Genomic DNA, 14,966 nt, shown 5'->3' with positions numbered 1-14,966 from the left:
CCTGAACGGCCTCGTCCTCAAACGCCGGACAGGCTGAAGACGCGGGGCGAAGCCCCCGCCTCAGGGGCGCGAGGAACTGCGCGCCCAGCCCCCACCGGGCCCGCAGCCAAAAAACTTCGGGCGGGCGGGGAATGCGGGGCGAAGCCCCCGCCTCAGGGGCGCGGGGAACTGCGCGCCCAGCCGCCGGGCCGGCAGCCGAAGAACACACCCAGGGGGGCCTCGGGCGCAGCCCTGGGACGCCGTTCCGCGTGGGCTCAGTGCCAACGACCCCGTTTGGCGTCCATCGCCGCCCTCCCCTCCGCCCCCTTCCGCTTCCAGTCCCGTCGAATCTCCGCCCTCACCCGCGCATCCGTCTTCGCGACGATCCGCTGGTTCTCCCGCAGCAGCTTGCGATAGCTGGCGAGACGGCGTTCGGGAAGGACGCCGGAGTCGACGGCGGCGAGCACCGCGCAGCCGGGCTCCGCTTCGTGCGCGCAGTCGTGGAAGCGACAGTCGGCGGCCAGTCCCTCGATCTCGGAGAAGACCTGCCCGACGCCGGTCTCGGCGTCCCAGAGGCCGACCCCGCGCAGTCCGGGCGTGTCGATGAGGACACCCCCGCCGGGGAGGGCGAGCAGGTTGCGGGTCGTCGTGGTGTGGCGGCCCTTGCCGTCCACGTCACGCGCGGCCCGTACGTCCATCACGTCCTCGCCGATCAGGGCGTTGGCGAGGGTCGACTTGCCCGCGCCGGACTGTCCGAGGAGGACGGACGTGCCGCCCGACAGCACCGCCGCGAGTACGTCAAGACCCTCGCCGGCGCTGGAGCTGACCGGCAGCACAGGGACACCGGGCGCCGTCTTCTCGACGTCCTGGACGAGGTGTCCGAGCGTCGCCGCGTCGGGCACGAGGTCGGCCTTGGTGAGGACGACCAGGGGCTGCGCACCGGACTCCCAGGCCAGCGCGAGGAATCGTTCGACGCGGCCGAGGTCGAGTTCCAGGGCGAGGGACACGGCGACGACGGCGTAGTCGACGTTGGCCGCGAGGATCTGCCCCTCGGAGCGCTTGGAGGAGGTGGAGCGCACGAAGGCGGTACGGCGCGGCAGATACGTACGCACGTAGCGCGGGTTGCCGGCGGGTTCGACGGCGACCCAGTCCCCGGTGCACACGACCCGCATCGGATCGTTCGGCGTCACGAACGCGGTGTCCGCGCGCAGCACCCCGTCGGTGGCGACCACGTCGCACTGACCACGGTCGACCCGGATCACCCGTCCGGCCAGCAGCCCTTCGGTGGCGTAGGGGGTGAACTCGTCCGCCCAGACGTCGTCCCAGCCGTAGGGAACGAGCGCGGCGAACGGTGAAGAGGGGAAAGCGAGAAAAGCGGAAGTCAAGGGAGACCCTTCACAAGGGCGGCCCCGGCACGCGCGCTCGGGCGCGGAGAGAAGAGGAAGGTCAGCCGGCGGCCACGGAGGTGGACTTGATGAACTTCTGGATGCGGGCAGCGCCCATCTCGAAGACAGCCATCGGTCACACCTCCCGGACATGCACCAGACGTGCACGAGTCACCCGCGGCAACCCTCGGTCACCGCTCGAACAGCCACGACCATAGAGGCACACGGACCCGCGACGCCATCGAATTACGGCGCACCCGACAGCGTTCCCGGGCCGGGCTGCCCGGTGATCCGTGGCAGTGCCTGCTCGGCCCAGATCACCTTGCCCTGGGGGGTGTACCGGGTACCCCAGCGCTCGGCCATCTGCGACACCAGGAACAGGCCCCGGCCGCCCTCGTCCATGGTCGCCGCGTACCGCAGATGCGGCGAGGTGCTGCTGCTGTCGGACACCTCGCAGATGAGGGTACGGTCGCGGATCAGCCGTACGTGGATCGGCTCGGAGCCGTAGCGCATGGCGTTGGTGATGAGCTCGCTCAGGACGAGTTCCGAGCTGAAGCCGAGCTCGGACAGGCCCCACTCGTCGAGCTTCTGGGACACGGTCTCGCGCATCCCGGCGACGGCCGCCGGGTCGAGCGGCACGTCCCAGTCGGCGATCCGGTCGGACGCCAGCCCCCGGGTGCGGGCGATGAGCAGGGCGACGTCGTCCTTGGGGCGGCCGGGCAGCAGTTCGTCCAGCACGGCCTGGCAGCTCTCCTCGGGCGAACGGTCGGGGTGCCCCGCCAGTGCGTCGCGCAGCAGTTCCATGCCCACGTCCAGGTCGCGTCTGCGGTCCTCGATGAGGCCGTCGGTGTACAGGACGAGCTGGGCGCCCTCCGCGATGTCCAGTTCGGCGGTCTGGAACGGCAGGCCGCCCAGGCCGAGGGGAGGCCCGGTCGGCACGTCCACGAAGGTGACGGTTCCGTCGGGGTGGACGAGCGCGGGCGCCAGGTGTCCCGCACGTGCCATGACGCAGCGGCGCGTCACGGGGTCGTAGATCGCGTACAGGCAGGTGGCGCCCACGACGCCCGCGGCACCGTCCGTGTCCTGCTCGTCCTGGTCGATGCGGGCGACCAGGTCGTCGAGATGGCTCAGCAGCTCGTCGGGGGGCAGATCGAGGGTGGAGAAGTTGTGCACCGCGGTCCGCAGCCGCCCCATCGTGGCGGCGGCGTGCAGGCCGTGGCCGACCACGTCGCCGACGGCCAGCGCCACCCGGCTCCCCGGCAGGGGAATCACGTCGAACCAGTCCCCGCTCACGCCCGACTGGGCGGGCAGGTAGCGGTAGCCGACGTCGAGGGCGCTCTGCTCGGGCAGGGCCCGCGGCAGCAGGCTGCGCTGGAGGGTGACCGCCAGCGCGTGCTCGCGGGTGTAGCGGCGGGCGTTGTCGATGCTGACCGCGGCCCGGGCCACCAGTTCCTCCGCCAGCGACAGCTCCTCGTCGTCGAAGGGCTCGTGCTGCTTGGCGCGCCAGAAGTTGGCCACGCCCAGCACGACACCGCCGGCCTGGATCGGGGCGGCGATGAGGGAGTGGATGCCGTAGTCGATGATCTCCTTGGTGCGCTCCGGATCCTGCGCGTGCCAGCCCGTGGCGGTCGACAGGTCGGTCACCAGTTCGGAGCGGCCGCTGCCGTAGCCGCGCGCCTGAGGCGTGGAGGGCACGAAGTCGATCAGCCGGCCCCTTTCGTAGAGCGGATGGTCGTTCCGGACGCCGCACACGGCGATGCGTCGCAGGTCCGTCGCCGTGGTGGCCGGCTCCTCGCCGTGCAGCACGGCGTCGGCCAGGTCGACGGTGACGAAGTCGGCGAAGCGGGGGACGGCGACCCGCGCCAGCTCGTCGGCGGTGCGCCGCACGTCCAGGGTGGTGCCGACGCCGAGTCCGGCGTCGTACAGCAGCTTCAGCCGCTCCCGTGCGACCTCCGCCCTGCCGGTGACCGCCTGGAGCTCGGTGGAGTCGCGCAGCGTCACCACCGTTCCCTCGATGCCTCCGTCGCGCCCCGTGGGCCGCTGGTTGACCGCCAGCAGCCGCTCCCCGGCGAAGTGCACCTCGTCGGTGGCCTCGCGCCCGGAGACGAGCAGCTCCACCATCTCGGGTTCGAGGTTCGACAGCTGTGACACGAGTCGCCCCTCGGCGTCGGGGGGCAGCTCCAGCAGCCGTCTGGCCTCGTCGTTCACCAGCAGCAGCCGCCCGTCGCCGGCGACGATGAGCACTCCTTCGCGTACGGAGTGCAGCACCGTGTCGTGGTGGTCGTACATGCGGGTCATCTCGTCCGGGGCCAGGCTGTGGGTCTGCCGTCGCAGCCGCCTGCCCACCAGTGCCGTCACCCCGGTGGACACCACGAGTGCCCCGGCCCCGGCACCCACGATGATTGTCAGTTGCCGGTCCACCTGACTGGTCACGTTCTTGACCTTCAGACCGGCCGACACCAGGCCCACCACCTTGTCCGTGCCGTCCTTGATGGGAACGGTGGCCTGGACCTCGTGGCCGAGCGGGCCGTGCACGCTTTCCGTGTAGACCTTCCCCGCCAGCGACGGCCCGATGGTGCCCACGAATCTCTTGCCGATCAGGCTCGGTATGGGGTGGGTGTAGCGGATGCCCTTGGTGTTCATGACCACGATGAAGTCGACCCCGGCGGCCTTGCGGGCCGCCTCGGTGGCCGGCTGGAGGATCTTGCTCGGGTCGGGGGTCCGCAGCGCCGCCACGACCCCGGGAGCATGCGCGAAGGTCTCCGCCGTGGCCACGGAACGGCGCTTGGCCTCGGCGGTGGTGTCCCGCTCCGACTGCAGGGCAAGGGCGAACACACCGCAGGCCACGAGCAGCACGACCAGCGCCACCTGAAGAACGAACACCTGCCCGGCTACGCTTCGCGGGCTCCTGCTGACCAGCGGCCTGAGTGAAAAGCGTCGAAAACCGGCGAAACGATTCGCCATGTGACCTTTCTAGCACTGGTGATCCCGAGCGGCCATGGCCCACCCGTGGCCCTTGATCGCCCGGGGACGCGCCCGACGGCCGGAGGCGACCGCACGAGCGCGTATCTCCACGCAGACCCGCGGCCTCCTCGGGCTCGTCGTCATGGAGGCCGCTCAATCAGTGCTTCGGCTCACAGGACGATCAGGACGATGGTGATGAGCACGGCGATGACCGAGAAGCCGACTCCCATCACGCAGCCCGGGTTGTTCGTCAGGTCGGAGAGCCGGGACGTGAGGGTGGGGGGTCTCGGCGGGACGGAGGAGGGTTCCGGGGCCGTCGTGGGGTCCGGGACGGTGTAGGGCGCCTGGGAGGCGGAGGGCGGCTGCGGGGCAGCGGGCGACGGCTGGGCGGAGGGGGCTCGCTCGCCCCGGCTGAGCACGTCGCGCAGGATCTGCTGCCACAGGACCGGCGGCAGGTCGGGGACCTGGCCGTTCGCCGGGGCGATGATGCTCTGGCGGAGCCAGTTGCCCCCGGTGGGGTGGCTGTCCCGGGTCATGCGGTGAAGCAGCTCGCGTAGATCGCGCAGATAGCGCTCTTCCCGGGCCAGCGGGGCGACGGCCCAGGTGAAGAGGTCGGCGGCCCGGGTGACCATGGCCGTCCTGGACACGGGTTCCGGGCCCTGTCCGTACGGCGTGAAGTACAGGCCGTTGTGGAGCACCTCCGCGCACAGGTCGTGCCGCATCTCCGGTCGGCGCTCCTGGAGGCGGTGCTCGTTCCCCAGCTCGTCGAGTAGGAGTTCCACGGACTCCGGCGGCAGGTCGGCGGAGCACAGCTCGCCCAGGAGCAACTCGTCGGGCAGGGTGCGCAGACGCGCCGCCAGGAGACTGCGTTGCATGTGGTTCCCGCGCCGATGGTCAAGGAGGTCCTGGTGCAGCCCGTACGCCTCGTGGGCGGGAGTCCGGCCCGGCGCCTGGACCGGCGCCCGCAGCGGGCGCGGAGGGGCCATGGGGGGAGAATCCTCGGGTGCCGGGGCCGCGTAGGTGTCCGGATACGGGTCGGCGTACGAGTCCGGATGCGGGTCCGCGTACACATCCAGGCGCGGGTCCGCGTACACATCCGGGCGCGGGTCGAGGTGCGGGGCGGGGTACGGGTACGGCTTCGGGAGCCGCGGCGGGGGCGTCGTCTCGGCCCGTTCCCGGTCCTCGCCCCTCTCGCCCCCCTCGTCCCCCTCCCCGACCGGGCCCGGTTCCGCGGAGCGGGGCGCGGGCGCGTCGGTGCGCGTGCCGGTCCGGCGGTCGGTGCTGAGGATCTCGTGCAGCAGGACGCGCCGCCGCGCCCACTCCAGCCCCGCGCCGCCGGCGAGCTCATCGACCAGCTGGGGCACCCCGGCGGGGGCGTCGGGATGCGCGCGGAGGCGGTCGAGGAGGTGGTCCACCAGTCGGGCGGCCGCCTTGTGCTCGAACCGGGGGGTGACCCGACGGCCCGTGACCCGGGCCAGTGGGCCGGCCCCGCCCGCGTCCGGCTCCCAGTGCGGGACGCACGTCAGACGCAGCTGATGGGTGTCCACCGTGTCGTGGGTCGCGAACGTCCACTCCTGCCCCAGCCAGCGCCCGAAGAGCAGGAACAGCCCCAGATACGCCACCGGCACGGTGTCCTGCTCCGGCCAGCCGGGCTGCCCCTTCTCCTCCGCGAGCAGCGACACCCGCTGCGCCGGATCGCGCAGCCACTCCGCGGCGACCAGGATCAGCGCGTGCTTGACCGCCGGCAGCAGCTCCAGCATGGCCGGGAGCCGCTTGCGCGCCATCGCGTCGAGCTGGGCGCACTCGATCACGCGCAGGCGTCCGGAGGCCTTCTCGGCGGACTCCCGGCCGCCCCAGCCGCCGTAGGAGAGGCCGAGGCACTGGCGGATCTTCAGAGTTCCGGGGTCACCGATCAGGACATGGCTGATCGTGCTGGGCCGGCCGCCGCGGTCGGTGGTGGGCCAGCGCTGGACGAGCATGACGTCGCCGTCGCGGGACAGGGTGCGTACGACGCTCTGCCGTGCGGCGGCCGTACCGGACACCCACAGCAGCGGGCCCAGTTCCCTGCCCAGTTCCTCGGCGCGTTCGGCCGGACAGGAGTGGGCGACGGCCTTCATGCCGGTGCCCTGGCGGCCCTGGTTGCCGTCCCAACGGAAGACGACCTGGTGCACCGAGCCCCCGGTGCCGCCACCGCCCGGCCCGTGCGCGCCGGCCTGCTCCCCGTGGGCGGCCGGACTCCTCCGCTCCCGGAAGTCGCTCACTCGATCCTGGAAGTCGCTCACTTCGCCTCACCTCGCGCGGATCCCGCGGCTCCCACCGCTCCCCCGGTTCGTCCGGCCCTCGCCGACGGCACAGCCTCGAACGCGGGCACCTCTCCCACGGCGAACGCCTCGGCGCCGCCCGGCACTTCGACCATCCCGTGCAGCGCCAGCAGCGCCAGCAGCGGCTCCAGCACCCGCCGGGGCCCCGCCCCCGCCGGATAGCGGCCCTGTTCCTCCTGGCCGCCGGTGGCCGACGCGACATGCAGGGTGCACCGGCGGATCGCGTCGAAGGGGCGCAGCCAGGCCGGGCCGGCGTGCTGTCGCAGCAGCCCGTAGACGTCCCGGCTCTCCTCACGCGTCCGTTCGGGGTCGAGCGAGGTGGCCGGTGCCCGGCCCAGCCACCGGTCGACGGGCGGCTGGAACCGCAGGAGGTCCGCCTTGCCGAGCACCATCGCGGCGGCCACGTCCAGATACGGTCCGTTCTTCGGCAGCCGGTCGAGGACGGTGCCGAAGGCGAGGTCGCCGTCCCGGTTCACCTCGACACCCCAGCGTTCCCTGGCGTGGTCCAGATGGGGCAGCGGAAGGGCCAGCGCCGGGTCGACGACGAAGATCAGCGCGTCGATCCCGAGCAGGAAGCGCAGCGCGGCATCGGTCCGTACGAGGTCCTCGCCGCCGAGGTCGAAGAAGGCGACCGGACGTACCTGCCCGTGGGCGTCGGTGATGAGGAGGGACTCCACGAAGCGCGCGAAGCCGTCCAGGCCGAGGGCACCGGTGTGGTCGAGGACCTTGCCGTTGCGCAGCGGCTGCACCCGTTCCCGTACGAACCGTGCGTGCTGCTCCGGGTTGACGGACTGCCACTTCAGGCCGAACGGCTCCAGGCCGCCGTCGGTGATCTCCGCGATCATCTGGGTCAGCAGGTGGCTCTTGCCGGTGGACGACTGGCCGACCATAGCGACGGTCAGGGGGCGGCCGTAGGTGAGGTAGGGCACCGGGATGAAGTGCTCGGGGAAGTCCCGGTCCGCGGTGCACTTCTGGACGGCACCGCGCATGACGTCCTGGCGGCGCAGGGCGTTGCCGATCGTCGAGACGTCCAGCGGCTTGTACTGCATCCTGCTGTCGGTGACGAAGAGCTGGGCGAGGTCGAGCTGGATGTGCTCCAGGCAGTACGGGCACAGCACCTGGCCGTCGCTGCTGCGCCCGGCCGGTGTCCCGGCCCCTTGGTGGGGGACGGGCGCCTGCCGCTTGAGGCGCAGCGCCTGCTCGAACGCCTCCCGGTGCGCGCGGGTCTCGTCGGCGGGCACGGCGAGCGTGACGCGCCGGGCGGCTCCCGGCGCCAGAGGGTCGAGCAGTTGGGCGGGGGTCGGCCGGTCGGCGGCCAGCGGGGCGAAGGCGCCCCGCAACGTCTCGGCGAGCACCCGGTGTTCGCCGAGGTCGGTGGGTGCCCGGTCACCGGGGCCGGGCCGGCCGGTCACCAGCTGGTAGAGCACCTGGGCGGCGCTCCACACCGCGTCCCGGGGGTCGACGAGCCCCTCGCCCCGGCGCTGTTCGGGCGAGCAGTAGGGCGCCCGGCCCCACCGGGTCCTCGGCCGTCCGGTACGGGCCGCCCCCTCCAGTCCCCAGAGCTGGACCGAGGCGCCGTCCCAGAGCACGGTGGCGGGCGAGATGCCCCGCAGCACCAGCTCCTGGCTGTCCAGCAGGCACAGGGCGAGCATCAGGTCGCGGGTGAGGACCCGTTGGTCGGTCGCGGACATCACATGGGTACGCGCGAGGGCGGCGCCGCGCGGCGCGGCGTACAGCAGGAACGGCTCGGCCGCGTCCAGTTCGTAGCCGACGATCCTCGGGAAGAGCGCCGTGTACTCCGTGTCGTCGAGGGCCCGGTGCAGGTGCAGGGCGGTGCCCGCCTCCGCGTCGAGCAGGGCGCGCGCGGCCGGGTTGGCCGCGTCGGCGGCGTTCAGGCGGACCTGGACGCACTGCTGCCCCTCGTCGTCGAGCAGTCCGTTGCGGATCAGCTGGGGCAGCAGCGGATCGCGGCGGGACTCGGGGCCGAAGCGGACGGGGGCGACCCGGCGCCGGCCCGAGGGGACGGTGAACGCGAGCGTCTTCCAGCGCGGACCGTCCGGCTCCGTCAGGTGGGGATGCGAGGTGCTGGTCACCAGCGGTCGCCGTCCTCTCGGTCGTACGGGTGCGCCGGGCCGGGATACGGGATGCGGGTCACCAGCTGTCGCCGTCCTCACGGTCGTGCGCGTCCGCGCGGTCGTACGGGTCGAACCCGTCGGCCGGGGAGTTCTGGCGGGAGCGGACGGTGTCCACCACGCCCATCCGCAGCGGGGTGAGCCGGACCAGGCCGGCGTAGCGTCCCGAGGAGGTCCACAGCGTCTGCTCCGGCGGTACGCAGCCGGTGGTCCGCCAGGTCTTCTCGACCTCGTCGCGCACGGCCTCCGGCGCGAACCTGATCCACACCGCGGCCGCCGGGTCCCGGCTGAGCAGCGTTCCCTGCTCGGGTGAGGAGAGCTGGACCACGGCCTGCCGGTCCGCCTCCGTGCCCACCAGGTCGGCCACCCGGCGCGGGTCGGTGCCCAGCAGGTTCGCCGAGCCGGCCCGGGTGCGGTGGTCGGCGGCGAACGGGGGCGGGGCCAGTACTCCGTTGTGCTGGAGGTGGCGGCGGGCCGTGGAGAGCAGGTCGCGGACCCGTTCCTCGGTGCGCCGGACGGCGAGGGCGCCGGCCTGGCCGCGCTCGACGGCACCCCAGTAGGGCTCCATCGCCACCATGGCGGCGTCCGTCAGGTCACCGGCCAGGACGGCGACCAGCTCCGGTCCGCCCTCGCCGCTCTCGCGGTCCAGCCAGCGCGGAACTCCCGCGGTACGGTCCGCCCACGGGTCGGCGGGCCCCGCGGACTCCGCGAACCCACCCCGCGCGCCGGGCTGACCGGGCTCGCCGGGCTCGCTCCAGGAAGCCCCGTCCTGCCAGGCGTACGCGCTCGCCCAGTCGCTGTCCCCGTCGTCGGGCACCGCGAACGCGTCCGTCTCCAGGACCGAGGTACTGGTCAGCCAGTCGTCCGCGTCGAGCGGCTCGGGGCCGGGCGCGCCGGTGACCGTGGGCCGCTCGGGTTCGGGCACCGCCTCGGCCACCGCGGCGGCGGCCGTCGCCCGCAGCATGCCGGCGACGGACCGGGCGGCGTCGGCGCAGTGCAGGCGCTCCTCGACGGCCCAGTGTTCACGGACCGCCTCGGCCAGCAGCGCGTCGAGCCCGGCCAGGGCCTCGCGCAGCGCGGTGGTGGCGTGGAAGGCCGCCCAGGAGTCGATCGCGGCGCGCCACAGCCGGCGCGCCGTCTCCACCGCGACACCGAGGCCCGCCAGGAGACCGAGCGCGCTCAGCCAGAGCGGGGGCTCGACCGCGTACGCCACCACCACACCCGCCGCGGCGCCACCGAGTGCCGCGGCCCGGGGACCCCAGCCCCAGCGGCCCGGGCGTCCCGCGCCCCGCAGCCTGGACGCGCCGAGCAGCGCCACCGCGAGGAAGACCAGCGGGACGGCGATCGCCAGCGCCGCCAGAGGCCCCCGCCACAGGCCCCCGAGCAGCCCCGCCACGGCCGCCGCGGGCAGCGCGCCGTGCCCCGTGGCCACGGGGCCGTTCCCCACGACGGGCCGCCGGGACAACGCTTCGGTGGAGTGGTCGGCGAGTTTGCGCACCAGTGCCGAACCCGGTACGGGCTCGACCCGCCCGGCCAGCCCAGTGAAGCGCTGGGCCACGGACCGCAGGGCGAGCCCCTGTCCCAGCAGCTTTCCGGCGAACTCCCGCAGTCCCTCGCCGATCCGCTCCCCCATGCCCTCGGCCGAGGGCACCCGCAGCCCGAGGGCCCCGAGCCGGGCCGCCGTCTCGGCGGCGGACGGCGCCGTACCGGAGCCACCGCCGCGCAGGGCCGTGCCGACGAGGTCCCGGTACTCGCCGAGCGCCTGGTGCGCCTGGTCGAGGTCCGCCTCGAACGCCTGCCTGCGGGAGGCCCACAACAGCCCGGGCAGGGAGCGCAGTCCGGCCAGCGCGTCCTCGGCGTAGTCGAGGGCCTGTGCGCCGGCGGCGTACGTGCTGTCCGCCACGCCGCCCGGCTCCCGGTGCCGTTGGTCGCGGCCGCCCCGGCCCGCCACCAGACTCCGCAGCGGCTCCGGCAGATCGGCGCCGGAGGAGGCGGTCGCCAGCAGGTCGGGGGCGAGTTCGGTGTCCTCGCCCGCGAACCTGACGAGCGCGTCGCGCCAGGCCCGGTCGCGCACCTCAAGGGGCAGGTCCTGTTCCAACAGCCGCACGCCGGGCGCGGCGACGGCGTCGGGCAGCGCCCCGAGGCCGTCGAGGACCTTCAGGTAGACGTCCGGGACCGACAGCACGTCCACCAGGACGGCGAGCGCCTCCGGGGCGTCGGGCTCGGGCTGTTCCAGCGCCGTGCGCGCGGAGCGCAGATCGCCCGCCCACAGCAGGGCGGTGCCCGAGGCCCGCAGCACCGCGGGCCGCACGAGGCGCCGGTCGGGCTGGAAGGCCTCGTCCTCACCCGCGTACGAACCGGGTGCGCTGCCCACCAGCAGGACCAGGATCCTGACCTCGCCCACGGCCCGGTAGGCGGTGAGCAGTTCGTACTGCCGCTGGTGGTCGGTCAGCCCGGCCGGGGTGTCGATCACCAGGAACAGCGGATCGTCGGGTTCGGGCAGCCCGGCGCGGCCCAACTGCCGGGCGACACTGGCCCGCACGGTCTTGGCGGTGTCGAGTTCCGCCGCGCCGCTGCGCAGGTCCAGCCGGATGACGGTGCCGAGGTCTTCGGACGTCTTCACTCCGGGTCACCGTCCCAGGGGTTGCGGCGGGAGCGTTCGCGCTCACCGTCGTCGCCGTACGGGCCGGGGTCACCGGGCTCGTCCCAGGGCACCGAGGGCCGGTCGGCGCCGCCGGAGCGCCCGTTGACGCGGTCACCCCGATCACCGCGGTCGGCGCGGTCACCCCGATCACCGCGGTCGGCGTCGTACCCGTCGTCGTAGTCGTCCACGGACGCGCGGCGCGGACGTTCCTCCGCGCCGCTCGGGTACTTGTCGAAGGAGGCGCGCGGTGCGGTGCCCCAGTCGTCTTCGTCGGGCACGGCACGCCGGGGTTCGGGGACCTCCTTGCGGACGTGCGGCGTGGGAGTTCCGCCGCGTACGTGCTCCAGCAGCGTGCGCAGCGTCGGCTGGACGGCGCGCTGGTCCCCGAACTCGGTGTCCAGCGCGGCGGGCAGTGTCTTGGCCCAGAACTCCCACAGCGGGCGCACCCATCCCTCGACCCGCTCGCCGCCGCGCTCCCGGCGGTCGGCCAGCAGTTCCAGTTGCCGCGGGGCGGTCTTCTCGACGAGTTCGACGAAGAGCGGATGCGGTTCGCTCGCGCTCCTGGCGAGACCGAGCGGCTGCGCCCCCATCAGTTCACGGCAGTAGTCCTCCACGGTCCGTTCGTCGTCGAGGACGGTCCAGCGTTCGTACGACCGCAGCAGCTCCGCCCAGCTCGACACCCCGCCGGGGAAGTCCCCCAGCCGCAGCCGGACGCCGGGCACATGGGCGCCCTTCTCGGGGAACAGCCGCAGCCTCAGCCGCTCCGGCGACGCCGGGTCGCCGTCCACCACGTCGACCTGGCCGTTCCACATGCAGCACAGCAGCCGGTGCAGGATGACGCGGCGGTCCTCCTCGCTGCTGACCATCCAGCTGTCCCGGTAGCCGAGCCGCTGCCGCCAGCGCAGTACGTCCTGGGCCTGCTCGGAGTCCTTCGCCCTGGCCCACTGGCGGAGCACCTTGCGGGCCTCGGGGACCTGGGTGAGGCTCATCTCGCTGCGGAAGAGGACCACGGTGACGGAGTCGCTCTCCACTCCCCGGTACTCCACGGAGTTCTTGGCGTCGGACGGCAGCCGCAGCGCCTTGCCGAGGTACTCCTGCACCTCCTCCACGGCCTGCACCCGCGGGTGGGTGACCAGGACCCGCAGCGGTCCGGTGCCCTCCGGGGTGAAGCCCACCGGCAGCAGCCCGGTCAGCTTGCGGCCGAACAGGTCGAGCGCCTCCTTGCTGACCTGGTCGGCGGCGTCCGCGTCGCCCGCCGCGGCGGCCAGCAGGGTGCCCATGGCGGGCAGCAGCGGGCGTTCCTCCAGGTGTTCGCCGCTCTCCGCGAACAGCCGGGTGATGCGGCCCTCCAGCTGTGCCTTGACGACCGCGACCGCGTTGTCCGGATTGCGGCGGCTGAGGGTGTGGACCTCGCGCCAGGTGTCCCCGTCGATCATCCTGAGCAGGAGCGCGGCCTCGTCGTCGTTCTCGCGCATTCCCTCCCGCCGGATCAGCCGGGTGACCACGTCCTCGTAGAAGTGGTTGAGGGTGCGCTGCGGCGGCAGCAGATACGAGATCCCGGTGCGGTCCTCGTACAGTTCGAGGCCCTTCTGCGCGGAGACCTTGCGTTCCTGGTCGGAGTGTTTGCGGAAGGCGTTGACCAGGCGTCCGAGGTCGGCCCCGGCGGTGGCCGCCGGGGGCTGCCACTGCTGCTGCTGTTCCCGCCAGGCCTCGTGCCACACGGTCCGGCTGCGCCACTGGTACCAGAGGTCCTGCTCCTGGAGCGCGGCCTGCACGTCGTCGTCGCCCCAGCGGGCCGGTGACATACCGGCCAGCCTGCCCTTGATCCTGGGGGTCTTGGGCGGCTGATCGGTCACGCCCGGCGGGCGCTGCGGGGCGCGGGAGCGGCTGTCGAGCATGCCGAGGAAGCCGAGCCGGGCGATCGGTTCGTCGCTGTCCTGGACGCCTCTGACGATGCGTTCGGCGAGGAAGGGGTCCACACTCTGGAGGAGTTTGTCGATGGCGGGTCGCGGGGCGAACCGGTCGGCCATCGAGGCGGCCTGGCGGTCGGCGATGGACTGGAGGTCGGACAGCAGCCGCTGCATGTCCGTGAGCCGTTCGCCGAGCGCCTGCTCGATGGCCTTGCCGCCGCGCGGCAGCGGATCGGGTTCCGGGACGGCCAACTGGGCGCGTTCCCACAGCTCTTCGAGGTGGGAGTCGGCGAACAGCTGCCTGATCAGCGGCACCGCGTTGTCGCGCAGCGCGGTACGGGGCCGCTCCACGAGGTCGGTGACCGCCTCCCGCAGCAGGCGGCCCGCCACCAGGTCGGCCAGTTGGTCCATGGGGGCGGTCATGGAGGCCACCAGGCTGGTGGAGACGCCCTGTCGGCCGATGCCGGTGGGGGACACGGCGCTGCGGTGCACGCCCCGGTTGATGAAGCTCGCGGCGAAGGTCTGGAAGTCGTCGTCGGTCGCCGTCGCCCGGCCCCTGGGACGGCTGTCGCCCAGTTCGGTGCCGATCAGCGACATCACCAGGGAGACGATGGAGCGGCGCAGGTCGTCCTGGCGGATGCCGGCGGTCGGGCTGAACAGGAAGGCCGTGGGCAGGATGCCGGTGCGCAGGCGGATCGGTGTCGTGCCCGGGTAGCGGATGCCGAGCCCGGAGTCGAGGTCGAGGTCAAGGTCGCCGATCTCCGTTCCCTCGCTCGGCGCGTTCTGCGCGTCGACCAGCCGGAACAGGTCGACCAGCGCGCGGGCCGCGTTGAGCTCCGCCTCCCGTCCGCCGCCGCCCGCCGAGGAGAACGAGGACGGCATCACGACCAGCGGGTAGATCTTCACGCCGTCGAAGCGGCGCAGCTGGAAGGCGTGGTTGATCAGGTGCAGATAGTCCAGGAAGATCCCGGCGCCGGTGCCTCCGGCCACCGAGAAGGCGACGAACACGTCGCAGCCGTTGACCTTGCCGCCGCCGAGCTCGGCCAGTTCACCGGCCGACTTGGCGATCGCGTCGATCGCCTGGAGCAGCGGCTCGAGGACCGGGGCGAGGCTGTGCCGGAGGGTGGCGAACAGGGCGGCGCGTCCGACGGTGGGCAGTTGGCCCGCGCCGTTGTGCAGCGGGGTGACCTTCGGTTCGTCGATGCGCGGCGGCAGCCAGTCGGCGACCTCGTCGCGCAGGCTCGCCCGGAGCATCTTGGTCAGTTCGGGTGACGCGTCGAAGTTCGGCAGCAGGTTGTGGGTGGCCCGGGAGGTACGGGAGTACGCGGCCCGCAACGAGGGGTCCACGTTGAACTGGGGCAGCCGCTGGAGGTCGGACTCGCTGTAGTCCGCGTAGACGAACTGGAGGCAGTCGGGCAGCTGGTAGGGGGCGTGTCCGCTGAGGTGGCTGAGCGCGACGCCGTCCGGTCCGCACAGCTCGGCGCGCAGTTTGCGTTCGAGTTCGGCGCCGACCAGGCCACCGGTGCCGCCCAGGCCGACGAAGAGCATCGGCTGGAAGATCTTCATGGGTTTCCTCCCCGCTTGCGGCCGTCGCGGCGGCCGGTTCGTGCTCGGTACGTCCGTGGAGTGCG

General features: G+C 73.1%; 6 protein-coding genes. All 6 read right to left on the bottom strand.

What is annotated here, in order from left to right; translation table 11 throughout:
• Positions 1 to 254: 254 nt before the first annotated feature.
• Positions 255 to 1,364, bottom strand: a complete 1,110-nt coding sequence (gene rsgA, locus FNV62_RS38730) for a ribosome small subunit-dependent GTPase A (protein WP_143628555.1) — start codon at positions 1,362 to 1,364, stop codon at positions 255 to 257.
• Between the two features lie 246 nt (positions 1,365 to 1,610).
• Positions 1,611 to 4,328 carry a SpoIIE family protein phosphatase/ATP-binding protein gene (locus tag FNV62_RS38725; protein ID WP_143628554.1) on the bottom strand — a complete coding sequence of 906 codons (2,718 nt, stop codon included), beginning with the start codon at positions 4,326 to 4,328 and terminating at the stop codon, positions 1,611 to 1,613.
• A gap of 170 nt (positions 4,329 to 4,498) precedes the next feature.
• Positions 4,499 to 6,610, bottom strand: coding sequence for a hypothetical protein (locus tag FNV62_RS38720; protein ID WP_143628553.1), 2,112 nt, complete (start codon positions 6,608 to 6,610; stop codon positions 4,499 to 4,501).
• On the bottom strand, positions 6,607 to 8,742 hold the full coding sequence (locus tag FNV62_RS38715) for a hypothetical protein (protein WP_225900515.1): 2,136 nt from the start codon (positions 8,740 to 8,742) through the stop codon (positions 6,607 to 6,609). The genes FNV62_RS38720 and FNV62_RS38715 overlap by 4 nt, the downstream gene beginning before the upstream one ends.
• Positions 8,743 to 8,800: 58 nt before the next feature.
• The gene (locus FNV62_RS38710; protein WP_143628551.1) at positions 8,801 to 11,404 is read right to left on the bottom strand and encodes a hypothetical protein; all 2,604 of its coding nucleotides are present in this window, start codon (positions 11,402 to 11,404) and stop codon (positions 8,801 to 8,803) included.
• On the bottom strand, positions 11,401 to 14,901 hold the full coding sequence (locus FNV62_RS38705) for a tubulin-like doman-containing protein (protein ID WP_143609506.1): 3,501 nt from the start codon (positions 14,899 to 14,901) through the stop codon (positions 11,401 to 11,403). The genes FNV62_RS38710 and FNV62_RS38705 overlap by 4 nt, the downstream gene beginning before the upstream one ends.
• Positions 14,902 to 14,966 lie beyond the last annotated feature (65 nt).

The organism is Streptomyces sp. RLB3-17, from assembly GCF_007113425.2.
Classification (GTDB): Bacteria; Actinomycetota; Actinomycetes; order Streptomycetales; family Streptomycetaceae; genus Streptomyces; species Streptomyces mirabilis_D.
This window is presented reverse-complemented; position numbering and strand designations above follow the sequence as displayed.

What these genes read in the sequence shown, in the direction of transcription:
- FNV62_RS38725 (WP_143628554.1), bottom strand. Translation starts at nt 4,328, where the DNA reads ATGGCGAATCGTTTCGCCGGTTTTCGACGCTTTTCACTCAGGCCGCTG.
- FNV62_RS38705 (WP_143609506.1), bottom strand. Translation starts at nt 14,901, where the DNA reads ATGAAGATCTTCCAGCCGATGCTCTTCGTCGGCCTGGGCGGCACCGGT.